This is a genomic window from Chryseobacterium sp. CH21, from assembly GCF_004119445.1.
Lineage (GTDB): Bacteria > Bacteroidota > Bacteroidia > Flavobacteriales > Weeksellaceae > Chryseobacterium.
The window spans coordinates 62,060-78,736 of the sequence record NZ_QICI01000070.1 but is presented as its reverse complement, the minus strand read 5'-3'; the positions used below and the strand labels follow the sequence as shown (position 1 = coordinate 78,736).

Annotated in this window: 16 protein-coding genes; 2 read left to right on the top strand and 14 right to left on the bottom strand. The window is 36.0% G+C overall.

What is annotated here, in order from left to right:
• Positions 1 to 15: 15 nt before the first annotated feature.
• The 11 genes from BOQ62_RS15245 to BOQ62_RS15195 form a co-directional block, all read right to left on the bottom strand.
• Positions 16 to 627, bottom strand: coding sequence for an outer membrane beta-barrel protein (locus BOQ62_RS15245; protein ID WP_089694930.1), 612 nt, complete (start codon positions 625 to 627; stop codon positions 16 to 18).
• Positions 611 to 1,426 carry an ABC transporter ATP-binding protein gene (locus BOQ62_RS15240; protein WP_047428831.1) on the bottom strand — a complete coding sequence of 272 codons (816 nt, stop codon included), beginning with the start codon at positions 1,424 to 1,426 and terminating at the stop codon, positions 611 to 613. Before BOQ62_RS15240 ends, BOQ62_RS15245 begins: the two co-directional genes overlap by 17 nt.
• Entirely contained in the window at positions 1,426 to 2,178 is a 753-nt protein-coding gene (locus BOQ62_RS15235; protein WP_121489516.1) for an MlaE family ABC transporter permease, read from the bottom strand. Before BOQ62_RS15235 ends, BOQ62_RS15240 begins: the two co-directional genes overlap by 1 nt.
• 74 nt (positions 2,179 to 2,252) lie before the next feature.
• A complete protein-coding gene (locus BOQ62_RS15230) occupies positions 2,253 to 3,623 on the bottom strand; it encodes an exopolysaccharide biosynthesis polyprenyl glycosylphosphotransferase (protein ID WP_129040808.1) in 1,371 nt (456 codons plus the stop codon).
• Positions 3,624 to 3,641: 18 nt separating this feature from the next.
• A complete protein-coding gene (locus tag BOQ62_RS15225; RefSeq protein WP_129040806.1) occupies positions 3,642 to 4,271 on the bottom strand; it encodes a 7-carboxy-7-deazaguanine synthase QueE in 630 nt (209 codons plus the stop codon).
• Positions 4,272 to 4,278: 7 nt separating this feature from the next.
• Positions 4,279 to 5,163, bottom strand: a complete 885-nt coding sequence (locus BOQ62_RS15220; RefSeq protein ID WP_126652724.1) for a bifunctional 5,10-methylenetetrahydrofolate dehydrogenase/5,10-methenyltetrahydrofolate cyclohydrolase — start codon at positions 5,161 to 5,163, stop codon at positions 4,279 to 4,281.
• A 47-nt stretch (positions 5,164 to 5,210) separates the two neighbouring features.
• Entirely contained in the window at positions 5,211 to 6,851 is a 1,641-nt protein-coding gene (gene pgi / locus BOQ62_RS15215; RefSeq protein WP_129040804.1) for a glucose-6-phosphate isomerase, read from the bottom strand.
• 206 nt (positions 6,852 to 7,057) lie between these two features.
• A complete protein-coding gene (locus tag BOQ62_RS15210; protein WP_129040802.1) occupies positions 7,058 to 7,663 on the bottom strand; it encodes a hypothetical protein in 606 nt (201 codons plus the stop codon).
• Entirely contained in the window at positions 7,653 to 8,087 is a 435-nt protein-coding gene (locus BOQ62_RS15205; RefSeq protein WP_410494209.1) for an RNA polymerase sigma factor, read from the bottom strand. The genes BOQ62_RS15210 and BOQ62_RS15205 overlap by 11 nt, the downstream gene beginning before the upstream one ends.
• Positions 8,088 to 8,186: 99 nt before the next feature.
• Positions 8,187 to 9,062 (bottom strand): TraB/GumN family protein, encoded by an 876-nt coding sequence (locus BOQ62_RS15200; RefSeq protein ID WP_129040798.1) that lies wholly within the window; start codon positions 9,060 to 9,062, stop codon positions 8,187 to 8,189.
• Positions 9,063 to 9,218: 156 nt separating this feature from the next.
• Entirely contained in the window at positions 9,219 to 10,130 is a 912-nt protein-coding gene (locus BOQ62_RS15195) for a DUF4349 domain-containing protein (protein ID WP_129040796.1), read from the bottom strand.
• Positions 10,131 to 10,338: 208 nt separating this feature from the next.
• On the opposite strand from BOQ62_RS15195, the gene BOQ62_RS15190 reads away from it, so the two are divergent.
• On the top strand, positions 10,339 to 11,697 hold the full coding sequence (locus BOQ62_RS15190) for an acyl-CoA dehydrogenase family protein (RefSeq protein WP_129040795.1): 1,359 nt from the start codon (positions 10,339 to 10,341) through the stop codon (positions 11,695 to 11,697).
• 93 nt (positions 11,698 to 11,790) lie between these two features.
• On the opposite strand, the gene BOQ62_RS15185 is transcribed toward BOQ62_RS15190, so the two are convergent.
• The gene (locus BOQ62_RS15185; RefSeq protein WP_126652716.1) at positions 11,791 to 12,168 is read right to left on the bottom strand and encodes a DoxX family protein; all 378 of its coding nucleotides are present in this window, start codon (positions 12,166 to 12,168) and stop codon (positions 11,791 to 11,793) included.
• Between the two features lie 157 nt (positions 12,169 to 12,325).
• Between BOQ62_RS15185 and BOQ62_RS15180 the strand changes: the two genes are divergently transcribed.
• The gene (locus BOQ62_RS15180) at positions 12,326 to 12,580 is read left to right on the top strand and encodes a bacteriocin-like protein (RefSeq protein WP_129040793.1); all 255 of its coding nucleotides are present in this window, start codon (positions 12,326 to 12,328) and stop codon (positions 12,578 to 12,580) included.
• A gap of 120 nt (positions 12,581 to 12,700) precedes the next feature.
• On the opposite strand, the gene BOQ62_RS15175 is transcribed toward BOQ62_RS15180, so the two are convergent.
• Positions 12,701 to 13,813, bottom strand: a complete 1,113-nt coding sequence (locus BOQ62_RS15175; RefSeq protein ID WP_129040791.1) for an AI-2E family transporter — start codon at positions 13,811 to 13,813, stop codon at positions 12,701 to 12,703.
• 206 nt (positions 13,814 to 14,019) lie between these two features.
• The gene (gene lon / locus BOQ62_RS15170) at positions 14,020 to 16,425 is read right to left on the bottom strand and encodes an endopeptidase La (RefSeq protein WP_129040789.1); all 2,406 of its coding nucleotides are present in this window, start codon (positions 16,423 to 16,425) and stop codon (positions 14,020 to 14,022) included.
• Positions 16,426 to 16,677: the final 252 nt, after the last annotated feature.

Below are 16,677 nucleotides of genomic sequence, written 5' to 3'. Positions count from 1 at the left end.
TTTTCGAAATTTAATTTAGAATTTATATCCTAAACCTACCATAAACAGGTTAGGTCTGTTATCATATCTGATTTCCGAACCGGAAACTTTGTTGATAAAATTTCTTTCGTCTTTACTGAAAGCACCTTCATATCTTGCATTGACAAGAAACTTTTTGATTTCCAGCTGAGCACCAAACTGATATCCTACTGTAAAATCATTTTTAGCATTTTCTTTGAAGTCGTTGTAAGTATTGTCTTTATTTAAGTTGAAACTTCCTACAGGTCCTACAAAAACTCCCAGCATATTTCCTAAAAGGTTGTATCCTAAAAGAACAGGAACATCTATACGGTTACTTTTAACATCAAACGTGGTGTTCTCTGTAGTGAACTCGTTTTTGAAATGAGTATAATAGATCTCCGGCATTACAAACAATGAAGTAGGAAGACCCACTTTTAATGAAAGTCCCACGTTGAAACCTACATTATTTTTACCTTTTCCATCAATGGCATCATTCACTGTTCCTTTAATATTGGACCATGAAGGAGAGCCTGTCGGGAAAATTAAATTGGCCTTTCCTGCCAGTGAAATCTGTGCAGAAGCCCACATTGAAAATCCTAATAACGCTATACTAAGTGCCTTTTTCATTATCGTCTATTTTTGTATTTGTAGTTTCAATCGTTTTATTATTCTCAAGTAAATATTCTCTCAGCTCTTTAAACAGTTCTGAAGAATAAACGAAATCAATCAGATTTTTATTGCCTGCTGTAATCAGAATGTCTTTGTTGCCTTCCCATTCTTTGATTCCCAGTCGTAGGTATACAATTTTCTCGCCAATCGTCATTACAGAGTTCATATCGTGTGTATTGATGATGGTGGTTGTATTATATTCTTTTGTGATTTCGTAAAGAAGATCATCAATAATCTTAGAGGTATAAGGATCCAGCCCGGAATTGGGCTCGTCACAGAACAGATACTTGGGATTGTTCACAATAGCTCTCGCAATGGCAACCCTTTTCTGCATCCCTCCAGAGATTTCAGAAGGATATTTTCTTTCTGCTTTATCAAGATGTACTCTACCTATTACTTCAAAAACTCTTTTCTTTTTTTCTCGGTAAGTAAGATTGGTAAACATGTCAAGAGGGAACATGATATTCTCTTCCACTGTCAGGGAGTCAAATAAAGCACTTCCCTGAAATACAGTTCCGATTTCTGAACGGAGATGCTGTTTTTCATCTCTGGTCATGGTATTGATATCTTTTCCATCAAACAGAATTTCTCCTGATGAAGGCATATAAACATTCAACAAACTTTTAAGAAAAACAGTTTTCCCGGAACCACTCTGTCCAATGATTAAGTTTACTTTTCCTTTATCAAATGAAGTTGAAATTCCCTTAAGCACTTCAACATCATCAAAACTTTTCTTAAGATCTTTTACCTCAATCATTAGCTTAATATTAATTGGGTTAAAATTAATTCAGAGATAATAATGAACACCATGGTCCATACTACGGCCTGTGTACTGGCTCTACCTACTTCCAGCGATCCTCCCTTTACATTGTATCCGAAATAAGACGGTACAGTAGCAATGATAAAAGCAAAAACAATTGTTTTGGTAAATGCATAGTAAATAAATAAATTCGGCATATACATCTGAATACCCACAATATAATCGTTCTCTGTCCAGTTACCTGTTAAAATCCCGGCAATATAACCTCCGCCAATACCAAATACAATACTGATGGCAATAAGAAGGGGATTAAATAGCATACAGGCAATGATTTTTGGAAATATCAGGAAATTGGGTGAGTTTACTCCCATAATATCCAATGCGTCAATTTGTTCGGAAACTCTCATTGTTCCAATACTTGAGGCAATATATGAACCTACTTTACCCGCCAGAATCAAACTGATAATGGTAGGCGCAAATTCCAAAACAAGAACCGCTTTCGTAGCATATCCTACAAATGAAGGGGGAATGGGAAAGGAAGATGCGTCAAAGTTATTGAACATCTGAATGGCAACTACAGCTCCTACGAAAATAGAAGTGAAGACCACAAGTCCGAAAGAATTTACTCCCAAATCATTAATTTCTCTCATAAACAGCTTCCAGAACACTCTCATTTTCTGAGGTTTCTGCAGGGATTTCCCTAAGAGGATCATGTATTCCCCTATGGCTGTGAAAAACTTTTTTAACATACTGCTAAATTAGACTTTTTTATTGAATTGGGCTAGAGTTGAGCAGAAGACTAAAGCCTGGTTTTGTGTTAAAATTATTTGGCATTTTTGTCTCCACCTATAACCAGTAAAACGGTTTTTAGAATAATAACCAGATCAAGTACAAAACTCCAGTTTCTAACATAGAAAGCATCAGCCAGAACTCTTTTTTTCATTTCTACTTCCACATCTCCGAAGTCACCACGTAATCCGTTTACCTGTGCTAATCCTGTAATACCCGGGCTTACCATGCTTCTTAAGCTGTATCTCCCAATTTTTGGTTTATAATAATTATCTACGGAAAGCATATGAGGACGCGGTCCCACTACGGACATCTCGCCTTTCAAAACATTAATGAATTGCGGAAGCTCATCAAGACTGGTTTTTCGTAAAAATTTGCCCACTTTGGTAATTCTGGAATCATTTTCCGATGTGGTTTTGGTAGTAGACTCATCATTCACAACCATTGTTCTGAATTTAAAACAATTGAATACTTCTTCATGGAAACCATATCTTTTCTGAAGGAAAAATACAGGACCTTTGGAAGTTGCTTTGATTAAAATAGCAATGATTGGGAATACCCATGAGCAGATTAAAACCAAAATAATAATAGAAAAGAAAATATCAAAAGTTCTTTTCATCAGAAAATTAGAATAATAATCCAGTGAATATCTGGCCTGGTTTAGTACCGGCTGAGTTTGTATATATCCCAGATCATACAGGAAAAAGTCACTTTGTGTGATACTTGGAATCAATGAAATATGAATCTTATGATCCTCTGCCAATTTGAAAATTTCATTTTCAATCCGGTCACCATAAGAATTTTCCATAGATAAAAACAAGGTATGAATTCCGTTCTTTTTCCAGAAAGTAACCAGTTCATCAATATTAATGTCTGAGCTATTATATTCAAATATCCTGTATCCATAGTCTTTACGGTCTATGAAAATATTCTTCAGGATCTCCGTAGACTGATGGTCTCCTAAAAACATTACATTTCTATAATTGGCTCCTAATGATCGTAAATACTTGATAGCGAAATAAATCAATGATTTCGCAAGAAATATAAAAATAAATAGATAAAGAGAAAGCCAATAGATATCCGAATTGAAAAATACATTGTTACTTACCTTTCCTATAAGCAGAACGCCAAGTATGAAAAAGAGGAAATGGATTAATAGGCGCTCAAGAAACAGTGTATAAGTAAGGTTTCTCGGAATATTGTAAATTTTTGTCCTACCGCTTAGAAGCACCCAGAACAAAAACAACAGAATCAGAGAAAAAGTATTCTGATACCAGGTTTCTTTATCATATTTTAAACTTTCGTTTCTGCTTATAAAAAAGAATATAAAGATAGATGCAATAACCATGAGGTCAAGCAACATAATGATCGATTTCAGGTATCTGGAGTATCGGATTCTCTGCATCTATCGGTATTATACTAATTAAGGTATATTCAGATATTTATGGGTCTGAACTGAAGCCTGCCATTCGGGATTTTCCAGAATGAAGTCTGTGATTTTAGGATACATATCATCTCTTTTGCTCCATTCACTCTGAAGATAAAGCTTACAGTTTTCAGAAACTTTTGCTGCCTGTTCCTGTGCAAATGTAAAATCGTGCTGATTGAAGATAATGACTTTAAGCTCATGGGCCTTTTGATAAATCTCTTCTTTAGGCAGTCCTGTTTTCTTAGGTGAAAGTGTAATCCAGTCCAGTTGTCCACTCATAGGATAAGCTCCTGAAGTTTCTATGTGCACCGTGCATCCCAGTTCTTTCAGCCTGGAAGTCAATATCTCTAAATTCCACATCAGAGGCTCACCACCCGTAAGAACGATTGTTTTACAATGCTTTGCAGCCATTTCTGCAATTTCTACTGTATTCATCAAAGGATGAAGTTCGGGATCCCAGCTTTCTTTTACATCACACCAGTGACATCCTACATCGCAACCACCAAGCCTGATAAAATAGGCTGCTTTTCCGGTGTGTGCTCCTTCTCCCTGTAAAGTGTAAAAATGCTCCATTACAGGGAGCATTTTACCTTCTTTTAATAAAATATCTTCTTCTTTATTCATTTTAAAATTAGTCGTTATAGACCGAAGTTTTGTAAGCAATGATGGTGTTTTTCATCAACATCGCTCTTGTCATTGGGCCTACTCCTCCGGGTACCGGTGTAATCCAGCTTGCTTTTTCTGCACAACTGTCAAAATCTACGTCACCTGCAAGATAATACCCTTTTGGAGAGTCATTATCTACTCTTGTAATACCCACGTCAACAATTACAGCTCCTTCTTTAATCATATCTCCTTTTAAGAAATGAGGATCTCCCAAAGCGGTAATCACGATGTCTGCTTTTCTTGTATATTCTTCAATGTCTTTCGTGTATGAGTGTGTAAGGGTAACGGTAGAGTTTCCAGGGAAATCTTTTCTTCCCATTAGAATACTCATTGGTCTTCCTACAATTTTACTTCTTCCGATAATTACACAGTCTTTTCCTTTGGTTTCAATATTATATCTTTCCAATAATGTTAAAATACCGAAAGGCGTTGCCGGTAAGAAAGTATCCATTTCAAGGGCCATTTTTCCAAAGTTTTCAGGGTGGAAACCGTCCACATCTTTTCTTGGGTCAATAGCATTGATGATTTTTTCCTGATCAATCTGGTCTGGTAAAGGCAGCTGAACGATAAATCCGTCCACTGCTTTAGACTTATTAAGCTCGTCAATTTTTTCCAAGAGTTCAGATTCAGAAACTGTACTTGGAAATTTGATTAAGCTGGATTGAAATCCCACTTCCTCACAGTCTTTCACTTTAGCATTTACATAGGCTTTGCTAGCTCCATTATTTCCTACAAGAATAGCCACCAAATGTGGTGCTCTTCTTTTGCTTGCGAGAATCTTTTCTACTTCAGCCTTGATCTCTGCTTTAATTTCCTTGGATACTTTAAGTCCGTCAAGAATTTCTGCCATTTTTACTTTTTTACTTTATAGATTTACTTTTACTTTCTTTTTACTTACTATTTGTTTTCTTTATAGTAATTGATCAATCCGTTGGTAGAACTGTCATGAGAACTTATTGCTTCATTGTTCTCCAATTCAGGAAGGATTTTATTGGCTAATATTTTTCCTAATTCCACTCCAAACTGGTCAAAGCTGAAAATATTCCAGATTACCCCCTGAACGAAGATTTTATGTTCGTAAAGAGCAATCAGTTGACCTAGAGAAAAAGGAGTTAATTCCTTGAATAATATTGAGTTAGTCGGTGTGTTTCCGTGGAAAACCTTGAAATTGATCAGTTTGTCTATTTCCTCATCAGATTTTCCTGAATTTCTAAGCTCTTCTTCCACTTCTTCTTCCAGTTTTCCGAAGGCAAGTGCTTCAGTCTGAGCGAAAAAGTTCGCTAATAGTTTATCCTGGTGATCTGAAACTTTGTTCGGGCTCTTTGTATAAGCAATAAAATCTGCAGGAATCAATTCTGTTCCCTGATGAATCAATTGATAGAAAGCGTGCTGTCCGTTTGTTCCAGGCTCTCCCCAGATGATAGGTCCCGTTTCATATTCTACAAATTCTCCGTTTCTGTCTACACATTTTCCGTTACTTTCCATATCTCCCTGCTGAAGATAGGCTGCAAACCTGTCCAGATATTGAGAATAAGGCAAGATCGCATAAGTAGTGGCTGCATAGAAATTACGGTACCAGATTCCCAAAAGTCCCATTAATACAGGAACGTTTTCCGAAAAATCTGCAGTCTGGAAATGCTGGTCAGTATCAAAAGCACCTCTTAAAAGCTGTTCGAAGTTTTCATATCCTACAGAAAGAACAATACTTAAACCGATAGCACTCCAAAGAGAGTATCTTCCGCCTACCCAGTCCCAGAACTCAAAAATATTTTCTTCCGCAATACCGAATTTTTTAACTTCTTTAATATTAGTAGATAAGGCAACGAAATGCTTGGCTACATCTTCCTGTTTTCCTGCTTTCAGGAACCAGTCTTTAGCTGAATTGGCATTGGTCATTGTTTCCTGAGTAGTAAATGTCTTGGAAGCAATGATGAACAAAGTAGTTTCAGGATTTAAATTCTTTACTACTTCAGCGATATGATTTCCGTCCACATTGGACACAAAGTGAGCGTTTAATCTTGTTTTAAAATGCTTTAAAGCAGAACAAACCATTACAGGGCCCAAATCTGATCCTCCAATTCCGATGTTGACTACATCTGTAATTTCCTTTCCACTGAAACCTTTATGCTCTCCTGAAATCACTTTTTCAGAAAAAGACTTCATATGTTCAAGAACGCTCTTGATCTGTGGCTTGATATTTTCTCCGTCTACAAGGATCTCGCGATCAGAGAAATCTCTTAATGCAGTGTGTAATACTGCTCTTCCTTCTGTTTCATTGATTTTATCTCCTGAGAACATTTTAGAAATAGCCTCTTTTAGCTGGCTTTCCTCAGCCAATTGTAATAAAAGATCCTTTGTTCTGGAATCAATTAAGTTTTTAGAATAATCAAAAAGGTAATTGTCTTTTTGAAGGGAAAACTCATTAAAACGGTTTGGGTTATATTGAAAAAGGGTTCTAAGATCGAAATCATTTCCCCCGAAGTGTTCGTCAAGTGCTTTCCAGCTGTTAGTTTGTGTTGGATTTATTTTTGATAGCATATTGCAGAATTTTTATCTTTCAGAAAATGATATATCGGATTAAAAATAACTGACAATCCATAATCATTTATTTCTGATTTGCAAATTTACGGAAAAATAAAACCTCAGATAAATTTGAAGACGATAAATAACATTTTTTTAAAAACAAAACCTCAGAGTTGATCTGAGGTTGTATAAAAAGTGTTTTGTGATAAGAATGTAAGATCCTATTCTTCCATTTCGTTCAGGATCTTTTCCAGTTGTTTGGCACTTCTTCCATAAATGTATTTTGTCCAGAGAACAATGCTTGTTATGATTCCTAAAGTTCCTATCAGGACGGCTATGATTAATCCCTGCTGATGAGAAGAGGTAAGCTCGGTCAGAGATTTTCCGTGTTCCTGCATTGTATTATAAATAACAAGTCCTATCGTTACCAGAAAATGAGGAAGCAATAAAAACCCGAAAGACTGGTATCTTTCCATATTCAGACGTAGTTCGTGGTATATTTTCCAAAGGCTGTTTTTGGTGTTGCCGGTGTAAAGTTCTGTCTGCTTGTAGAATTTATAAAACCCTAACAGATAGTATGATGAAATAACCACCATCATTGTATAAGATACATAGTAAATAATATACTGTGAAGAAGGAAATTTAAACTGAAGTGGGAAAAATGCGATCAGAATAATGGCTACAATCTGCATCGGAAATTCTTTTTTCATATTTTTCTGAATCTTTTCTATAGGATGTTTACTTTCTTTTAATTGCTGTATGGTGTCAGGAATATGGACATCGCTGTCTTCTTTATTCCACTGTTCTTTTAATTGATCAAAATTCATAACCTGATTTTTTTATGATTTGCTGTATTTTTTCTTTTGTTCTGTTGAGTTTTACGCGGGCATTGCCTTCACTAAGGCCTAAATTGTTTCCAATTTCTTTGTGAGACATCCCTTCCATGAAATAGAATATAACTGCTTTTTCTAATGAGTTAAGCTCCTGAACGGCACTGTAAAAAATTTCCAGCTGTCTGTCTTTCGTAGGATTATAATCTTCCTGCTGTACTTCGAAATAAGCGGGAGCATCTGTGTGATTACCAGATCTCTGCTTTTCCTTTTTTAAATAGGTAATAGCTGTATTGATCGCAACCCGATACATCCAGGTAGAAAACTCACTGTTCCCTTTGAAGCTTTGGTAGGATTTCCAAAGCTGGATAAGAATCTCCTGCTGCAGGTCTTCCCGATCCTCTACGGAATCTGCATAGATCCTCGAGGCTTTGTATAAAATCCCTTTGTGCTGGTTGACGAGCTTTAAAAAAGCGGTTTCGGTTGGATTACTCACAATCGTTTCATGGTTTGGTTATGGTTATAAGCTAGATACAGGTTTTACGGTGTAGCCTTTTGCTTTCAGAAGTGGAATAATTCCGTTTTCACCCATAAGATGAGATCCTCCAACGGCAAAGAAAGAGCTTTCTTTTTTCATCATGTCCGGCATTACTTTTACCCAGTTTTGATTTCTGTCAGTCAGCATTGCTTTTTCCTGTTGAGCATTCATAAATCTTTCATCTTTAAAAAGACTGTAAAGTAACTGTGCATTTTCATTTTTAAAAGCCTGGATCATTTTCCCAAACAGTATTTCATATTCCTTATCCATTTTCAGTTGGGTAATGGTACTTTTCAAGTCATAGGCTTTGTTGATGGCTTTCATCTGATCCTCAACTTTTTCCAGTCCTTTGATGCTCTTCTTGTTTTTTATTGCTTTCTGCAGAAGTTCCATTTCGTAAAGCTTTATTTCAGTCTTTGGGCAAGGAATCGCTTTGGTGGAAAGCAAGGCATAAAGTGCCTGGGGGCTTGAAGAATCAACGCTTTTCAGATCCGTTCCGTAATTGGCGAGAATGGTATTCAGCTCTTTAGCTTCTTCAGGAGAAAGCTGATCTGATATTTTTTTATCGGTCTGAAACATTTTTTGTAGTGACATTATTTCAGCAGGATCTGTATAATTGATTTCCATGACAAAGTTGTCAGATTTTTCAAGAGCCTTCAATACCTTAGGTTTCATCTCAAAATCTTTACTGCATAAGATATGAAAAGTTCCGGTAATATAAGATGGCTTAGTGAGACCGTTTCCTGAAACTTCCCAAAGCAGACTGTTGCCTTTTCCTGTGTCTTTATTCTGTGCTTTTGCGCTCATAGTGCTCATTGATAATAATGCTGCGAATCCAAGTTGTATTAAATTTTTCATAGTATTAATTTTTTTGATTTTCTGTTCTTTTAAACAGTAGGTAAAACAGGAGTTACAATCGTTACAGTTTTTTTCAAAAAAAATAAAAACCTCCCGGAAACAGGAGGCTGTAAAATCTAAAATTATGATGATAACCAATCGGTTAGGATAGCTTTTCTATTCCTGGATTTTTGAATGTTCAGGTTTTGAAATTTTTCTTTTTCTTAAAAAATAGATGATTGCCGCAGCAATTAAGAGAAGAGGCCATACATTGATAAGAGCCACTATGATTCTCTGGATCAGATAGAAACCGTACACGAAACCATCTTTCGCATCATAAATGAAATTGTATTTATATTTATTATCAATACTGGTAGTGTTGGTAACGGCAATTTCGGCAATACGCAATTGAGGTTCCTTGATGTAGATGTCAATCGTGCTGTATTTCAGATCATCTGTCATGTTCATGCTGGAAAATTTTTGAAGGTTTCCTTCAGACATGTTCTCATCATCCAGCTTTACTTTGTCTTTATTTGTTTTTAGCTTGCTGATATTTTCAGAAGTCTTTTGATTTCTTTTTCCTTCCAGTTCAGAATATTTGATGTTAGCGGTCACATCTTCCGCATTGATGGATCTAGAATTAAGAAATAATTTATTGGTATTGATTGCGGTCAATAATTCACCAAGCTTTTCCGTAGGAATACGTACCTGCATTCTGTTCTCTGTCTGGTATTTTTTTACCAGCATTGCTTCTTCATTGGAAGTGTTGTACGTGTTTTCAGAAACCACATTACTTTGAAGATTGCTGTTCGTAACAAATCCGCCAAGATCCTGCACAGATTTTTCAATGGCAATAGTTGCATTATACACATCCTTTACTTCCATATTTACATCTGCAGTTTTGATAAACTGTTTGTCTTTTACTTTCATATCTGCAACCGATGAGATACTGTCTGATAGAACCACAGCTGCAGAATCTGTAACAGCATAAGCTTCGAGATCTTTAGAGGATACTTCCCCCTTTTTACATGAATAAATTCCTAATAAAAGAACGGCCGATAGAGATAATCTAATGTAAGTAGTTTTCATAGCGTTGATTTTTGTTGTTTTCCTGAAGTCAAAGTTCAGTCAGGATCTTTTGTAACGCTTGAAAATCAAAAGTAAAAAACTTGTAAATAAAATATGATCTTTTAATTTGTTGAAATTGAGTATTTTGTAAAACAGGGTTGACCTTTGAGCTTTGCTTTCGGAGCAATTTTTGCATATCTTTTACAAACCAAAACTACAATCTATCACTATGTCAAATACTTTTTCAAAAATCAGAAACGCAATAGGATTATTCACATCCATAGATTTCGATCAGTTGAGTGCTATTTCTCAAAAAGTAGATCTGCCCAAGCTGATGCATAATTTCTCAAAGCTGGATGATAAACAGCTTTCCGGGCTTATGAAAATGCTTGATCCGGAAAAGAAAAAGAAAGAACTACCTCCCATTGATGGAGACTTTTATGATATCTACCACACTCTTACCCCTGAACAGCGCGAAATTCAGTTAAAGGTAAGAGCATTTATGGAAAAAGAAGTAAAACCTCTGGTGAATCACTACTGGCTCAGGGATGAATTCCCTTTTGAACTGATTCCGAAATTCCAGAAACTGGATATTTGCGGGGTTACCTATGAAGGGTATGGTTGCCCGGGAATGCCTTTCCTGATGGAAGGGGTTATTGCGATGGAAATGGCAAGAATAGACGCTTCTATTGCCACTTTCTTTGGAGTACAATCCGGATTGGCAATGGGATCTATTTATATCTGCGGATCAGAAGAACAAAAACAAAAATGGCTTCCACAGATGCAGAAATTTGAAAAAATAGGCGCTTTCGGGCTTACAGAGCCGGAAGTAGGCTCAGGAGCGGCAGGAGGACTTACGGTAACCTGTAAAAAAACACCAGAAGGCTGGGTTCTCAACGGTCAGAAAAAATGGATCGGGAATGCAACATTTGCAGATGTGATCATTATTTGGGCAAGAGATCTGGATAGCGGAGAGGTGAAAGGATTTATTGTAGAAAAAGATAATCCTGGATATTCTGTAGAAAAGATCAAAGGAAAAATGGCTTTAAGGATTGTCCAGAACGGATTGATTACCTTAAAAGACTGTCTTGTTACCGAAGAAAACCGCTTACAAAATGCCAACTCCTTTAAAGATACCGGAAAAGTACTGAGAATGACGAGAGCAGGAGTAGCATGGATGGCCACAGGGTGTGCACGCGGAGCTTACGAAAGTGCACTGGATTATACCCGAAAAAGAGAACAGTTTGGAAGACCAATTGCTTCATTCCAGATGATTCAGGGACATTTGGTAGAAATGCTGTCAAACCTTACTGCGATGCAGACCATGGTTTTCAGATTGTCTGAAATGCAGGATGAAGGAATTTTAAAAGATGAACATGCGTCTTTAGCTAAAGTTTTCTGTACCCTCAGAACAAGAGATATCGTTTCCAGAGCAAGAGAAGTACTGGGAGGAAACGGAATTCTGCTGGAGTACGATGTAGCCAGATTTGTTGCTGATGCAGAAGCTATTTATTCCTATGAAGGAACAAAAGAAATCAATTCATTGATTGTAGGACGATCCATTACAGGATTCAGTGCCTTTGTATAGGTAGCAGGTAACAGATAATAGGTTACAGGTAGTGAAAAGCAACAATAGACTTCATCTGAAGTTTACTGGTACTGCAACCTATTACCTGTAATCTTATGAAACTAAATGTTTGTATTTTTCTTTGTTGTCAATAATCATCCAAAGATTAATCAGGAACATTACTCCGGCAATTCCCATTCCCATTGGAGATTTATCCATCGTAAATACGTGAGTGACAATTCCTACCATGACAGGTAAAATAACAATGGCTCCCAGTGCTCTTGTTTTTGGAAAAATAAATAATAATCCGCCAATGACCTCTACAATACCCACTAAGGGCATCAGCCAGCTAATTTCTCCAAAAGCAGCAAAGAGTTTCATCTGTTCAGGAGTAGGTTTTTCCATAGGCATATAATTAAAAAACTTGTTTAATCCGGCATTGATAAACATAAGCCCGAAAAGTAAGCATACAATAAATTTTATTATTTTCATGATTGATGATTTTATATCAAATGTAAAATAAAAATAGGATTCGTTGATTTGTTTTTTATAAAAAATATACAATTAATGTTAATGGTAGGTTAATGTTGGTTTTTGGATAATTTTATTCTCTATATTTGAAATGCAAACAAAAACTAATAAAAATATTATGTTGAAAAACCTAAAAAAATTAAACCGTACGGATTTAAGAGAAATCCAAGGAGGCGGCGGTGTTGGAAAATGTGATATAGGACCTGTTGGATGTCCTTGTAAAATTCCACCTGGAGATCCTTGTTTAGGTGGTCCTGGAGGAGATCCTGGAGGTCCAGGGCCTGCTTATGGATACTGCCCGGATAGTCAAACTTACATCCTGTGCACAGAAACCTGTCCAAATGGAATGAGCCCTTTGTGCGCTCTTCCTTAAATAAAATAAAAAGACTGTCTTGAAAAAGGCAGTCTTTTTTATTTAAAGTTTAAGATTTAAGGATTCAAATTTAGAGTGATATCAATTATTACTTATTGCCCATTATTTATTACTCACATTCTAGTCCATCTCCTTCAGCGTAATATTCTTGGAAATTTTATATGTTTTCTTCTTTTTATGAGGTTTTTGTTCTTCCCCAAGCAATCTTCCCCAAGGTTTGAGATCATCCACTCTTTCACAGATAATTTTTATAATTGCAATAGCCGGAATACACAGGAACATTCCTGCAATCCCCCAAAGATGTTCCCCTAAAAGAATACCAATAAAGGAAAATAAAGCATTGATTTTTACTTTTGATCCAACCACAAATGGCAAGACAATATTTCCGTCTACAGCATGAATAGCAATATATCCCAAAGCGACATAAATACATGTGGAAGGTGTTGAAGTGGCAAATGCTATAAAACATGAAATTAAAAGAGAAATAAAAATTCCCAGATACGGAATGACATTTAATAATCCCGTTAAAACACCTAAAAGAATAGCATATTTTACCCCTAAAATGGTAAGAAGAGTTGAAGTCAAAATAGATACAATAACCACCTGAAGAGATAGTCCGAAGATATATTTCTTGGTCATGACACGGATCTCACTTACAGCTTCTTGTACACTCGCTTTATGTCTTTCATTGAAAACGGTAACAATAAAATTATTTAAAAGTCTTCTGTAATTTAAAATAAAGATAAAAAATAGAGTGAAAAATATAATAAATCCAAATCCTGTTGAGAATATACCGAAAGTAAAGCCTAAAATCATTCCCGAAGAAGACAAAAGTTTATTCAGTCCCTGATTGATATAATCTACCTGTTCATCCACTTTGACATTGAATGTTTTGGAAACCCAGTGCTGAAGACCATTGAAGACAGTCGTAAACTGTTCCTGAAGGTGTGGGAGATCTTTACTGAAGTCAGAGAGCTGATTGGTAAAGAAATAAATGATTCCGCCTAAAATGATGAGCATAATAAAAACTGAAGTCATCGTAGACATAGATCTTGGAAATCTTAGTCTTCTTTCCATAAAAGTAGCGGCCGGTAAAAATAACATAGCCATCAGGAAAGCCAGGAAAAAAGGAGCTAAAATGCTCTGTCCTAACACCAGAAGGTAGCCAAGTCCAATGGCGGAAACGACCACAAGGGTAAGCTTGACAAGGAAAGGAAGTCTAAGAAAATTCATAATCTATAAATCTGCAGTGTGGAATAAAAATAAGAAAACCCCTCTGAATTGAAAAATTTTTTATTCAATCCTTCAGGATTTTCTTGTATTGTAGCAAATTTTGTTCCACTAGATGAATAAATTATTCCCGTTTATAAAACAGAAACACGCTCTGATATTCAGAACGTGTTTCCTTATTGAGAAGTTAATATGTTGATAAGTTGTTTTTACTCTTCAATGGCGATAGCAATAACTTCCTCCATTCTGTTGACGTAATGTACTTTAAGATCTTTTAAATAATCTTTTTTGATTTCTTCTACGTCTTTTCTGTTGGCTTCACAAAGGATTACATCTTTAATTCCAGCTCTTGTTGCAGCAAGAAGTTTTTCTTTGATTCCTCCTACAGGCAGCACTTTTCCTCTTAACGTAATTTCTCCTGTCATCGCAAGGTGAGGTTTTATCTTTTTATTTTTGAAAGAAGAAACCATAGATGTCAGCATGGCAATACCTGCAGACGGTCCGTCCTTAGGAGTTGCCCCTTCGGGAACGTGAACGTGAATGTTCTTTTTATCCAGATCTTCCTGAGGAATTCCTAGTTCATCATGCTTTGCTTTAATATATTCAAGCGCAATTGTAGCAGATTCCTTCATCACCGTTCCAAGGTTTCCGGTCATGGTTAAAGACCCTTTTCCATTGCTTAATATACTTTCAATATAAAGAATATCACCACCTACACTTGTCCATGCAAGACCTGTTACAACGCCTGGAACTCCAGTGATTTCAGATAAGCTTTTAGGTCTTGGAACTCCAAGAATTTCATCTACTTTTTCCAATGAAATTTTTGGATCATATTCTTTTGTTAAAGCAGTTTGTAGTGCTACCCATCTTGCAACGGCAGCAATTCTTTTCTCCAGTGTTCTTACACCGCTTTCCGAAGTATGTGCTTCTACGATATGCTTAAGCTCAGGATTTCCAAGTTTGAATGATTTAGCATCCAGACCATTCTCCTCCTGTTGCTTCTTGATTAAATGTCTTTTAGCAATCTCAATCTTTTCCTCCAAAGTATAACCGGCAATCTGAATAATCTCCGTTCTGTCTAAAAGAGGAGTTTGAATTGTTGAAAGAGAGTTGGCTGTAGCAATGAACATTACTTTTGACAGATCATAACCCATCTCAAGGAAATTATCATAAAAGGACTTATTTTGTTCAGGATCAAGAACTTCTAAGAGTGCTGAGCTTGGGTCCCCATGAAGGCCTTGCCCAATTTTATCAATCTCATCAAGAACGATTACCGGATTTGAAGTGCCAGATTTTTTGATTGACTGTAAAATTCGACCTGCCATAGCACCGATATACGTTTTTCTATGTCCACGGATTTCACTTTCGTCATGCAGACCACCCAATGATAATCTTACATATTTTCTTCCTAAAGCATCTGCAATAGACTTACCTAAAGATGTTTTACCAACTCCCGGAGGCCCTACCAATAAAAGGATAGGAGATTTCATGTTGTTTTTTAATTTTAAAACAGCCATGTGCTCCAGAATTCTTTTTTTGATGTCTTCCAGTCCGAAGTGAGCTTTATCAAGCACTTTTTCAGCCTTAGCAATATCAAAAATATCTTTTGTATACGTTTCCCAAGGAAGATCCGTAAAGAAATCCAGATAGTTTCTCTGTACATTATAATCCGGAGAATTAGGATTCTGACGCTGTAGTCTGCCAATTTCCTTCTGGAAATGCTCCTCTACTTCCTTACTCCATTTTTTAGTCTTAGCTTTCGCGATTAAATCTTCAACATCGCTTTCAGGGCCACCGCCCAGTTCTTCCTGGATGGTTCTGATCTGCTGATTCAGAAAATATTCTCTCTGCTGTTTGTCGAGATCTTTGGAGGTTTTCTGATGAATCTGATTTCTCAGTTCCAGTTTTCTGAAATCCTCATGCATCATTTCATAGCACTGGTTGGCTCTTATCATCAGGCTCTTTTCTTCAAGAAGCTTTTGCTTTGCTATCGAAGAGAAGTTAGCATTTGTACAGATGAAATTCAGAAGATCATCATTGTTGTTAATATTTTTGATTGCAAAATTAGCAGCATTAGGAATATTAGGATCCAGTTCAATGATTTTTAAAGCAAGATCTTTGATGTTTTCCAACAGCGCTTCATATTCATCCTGATTTTTAGGACGTGTATCTTTTAATTTTGAAATTTCTGCTCGGAAATAAGGTTGGTTTTCAATGATTTTTTTAATCTTAAATCGGTGGAAACCTTTAGTAATAGCAGTAATATTACCTTCCGGAAGCTTGATGATCTTAATGATCTTTGCCAATGTCCCGGTAGAATAAATATCTTTTTCGGAAGGCTGTTCCATATCCGAATTTTTCTGGCTTACAATTCCAATAAAATCACCGTTCTTCTGTGCTTCCTCAAGAAGCTGTATAGAGGTTTTTCTTCCTGCAGTAATAGGAATTACTACGTTAGGGAACATAACCATATTTCTTACGGGAAGTATCGGGAATATTTTCTGTTCGGAATTTTTATCAGTCTCTGCGAAGTCGGAAAGATTGATTTCTTCAGCTACGATATCAAATCCATCGCTGATCATTTCTTCTAAACTAATATCTTCAAATTCTGTCATAGTCAATCGAATGACAAATTGTCATTTTCGTTTTTTATCGTTAAAAGGATTTTTTACAATATGCTCTGAAAATGTGTGTCATATTATAATATTCTAAAAATGCACAATACTTATGCCATTTGTTTTTTACTTAAAAATACGGTCAAAATTTCCTTTTTTAGATAATCTTTACATTAAAAATTAAAATAAAGCAGTTCTGTTTCTGTAATTTCTTAAAAATGTGTATTTTCGCAAACTGATAAAAAACTATAA

Coding starts and splice junctions, on each gene's coding strand:
- BOQ62_RS15245 (WP_089694930.1), bottom strand. CDS start 627: ATGAAAAAGGCACTTAGTATAGCGTTATTAGGATTTTCAATGTGGGCT.
- BOQ62_RS15240 (WP_047428831.1), bottom strand. CDS start 1,426: ATGATTGAGGTAAAAGATCTTAAGAAAAGTTTTGATGATGTTGAAGTG.
- BOQ62_RS15235 (WP_121489516.1), bottom strand. CDS start 2,178: ATGTTAAAAAAGTTTTTCACAGCCATAGGGGAATACATGATCCTCTTA.
- BOQ62_RS15230 (WP_129040808.1), bottom strand. CDS start 3,623: ATGCAGAGAATCCGATACTCCAGATACCTGAAATCGATCATTATGTTG.
- BOQ62_RS15225 (WP_129040806.1), bottom strand. CDS start 4,271: ATGAATAAAGAAGAAGATATTTTATTAAAAGAAGGTAAAATGCTCCCT.
- BOQ62_RS15220 (WP_126652724.1), bottom strand. CDS start 5,163: ATGGCAGAAATTCTTGACGGACTTAAAGTATCCAAGGAAATTAAAGCA.
- pgi (WP_129040804.1), bottom strand. CDS start 6,851: ATGCTATCAAAAATAAATCCAACACAAACTAACAGCTGGAAAGCACTT.
- BOQ62_RS15210 (WP_129040802.1), bottom strand. CDS start 7,663: ATGAATTTTGATCAATTAAAAGAACAGTGGAATAAAGAAGACAGCGAT.
- BOQ62_RS15200 (WP_129040798.1), bottom strand. CDS start 9,062: ATGAAAAATTTAATACAACTTGGATTCGCAGCATTATTATCAATGAGC.
- BOQ62_RS15195 (WP_129040796.1), bottom strand. CDS start 10,130: ATGAAAACTACTTACATTAGATTATCTCTATCGGCCGTTCTTTTATTA.
- BOQ62_RS15190 (WP_129040795.1), top strand. CDS start 10,339: ATGTCAAATACTTTTTCAAAAATCAGAAACGCAATAGGATTATTCACA.
- BOQ62_RS15185 (WP_126652716.1), bottom strand. CDS start 12,168: ATGAAAATAATAAAATTTATTGTATGCTTACTTTTCGGGCTTATGTTT.
- BOQ62_RS15180 (WP_129040793.1), top strand. CDS start 12,326: ATGTTGAAAAACCTAAAAAAATTAAACCGTACGGATTTAAGAGAAATC.
- BOQ62_RS15175 (WP_129040791.1), bottom strand. CDS start 13,813: ATGAATTTTCTTAGACTTCCTTTCCTTGTCAAGCTTACCCTTGTGGTC.
- lon (WP_129040789.1), bottom strand. CDS start 16,425: ATGACAGAATTTGAAGATATTAGTTTAGAAGAAATGATCAGCGATGGA.